Source organism: Pararcticibacter amylolyticus (assembly GCF_003130405.1).
GTDB lineage: Bacteria > Bacteroidota > Bacteroidia > Sphingobacteriales > Sphingobacteriaceae > Arcticibacter > Arcticibacter amylolyticus.
Window position 1 is genome coordinate 1 of the sequence record NZ_QEAS01000115.1, and the last position, 431, is coordinate 431.

Consider the following 431-nt stretch of genomic DNA (forward strand, 5'->3'; position numbering starts at 1 on the left):
GCCCCCTGTATCCCCCTTGCCGCCGCATTAAGCACCGATCAGAACTACATCCTCACCTATACCCCCCGCGAGCCCTTTGCCGCCGGCACCGACCTGTCCGCCAAAAAGACCTGCGAAGTGATGATGAACGTCCAGTACTTTGACGGCCTTGGCCGCCCCCTTCAGAACGTGCAGGTCAAAGGCAGCCCCCAGGCCACCCGCGATCTGGTCACCCCCTTCGAATACGACCCCTTCGGCCGCGAAGCAAAAAAATACCTCCCCTATGCCGACCCCAGCGCTAACGGCAGCTATAAAGCCGGGGCCTTGGCCCCCGGCAGCGGCATCATGGCCTTCTATAACCCATCCGGCAGCGAAGCGCAGCTGCCCACCGGCGTCCCCCGTATCCCGTCCCCCTTTGCCGAGACCCGCTTTGAAGCCTCCCCGCTCAACCG

The 431-nt window shown here is 63.6% G+C and carries 1 protein-coding gene; it reads left to right on the forward strand.

Annotation, left to right across the window (positions count from 1 at the left end; all coding sequences use genetic code 11):
- A partial coding sequence (locus tag DDR33_RS26315) for a DUF6443 domain-containing protein (protein ID WP_238387958.1) occupies positions 1-431 on the forward strand: 431 nt, incomplete at both ends.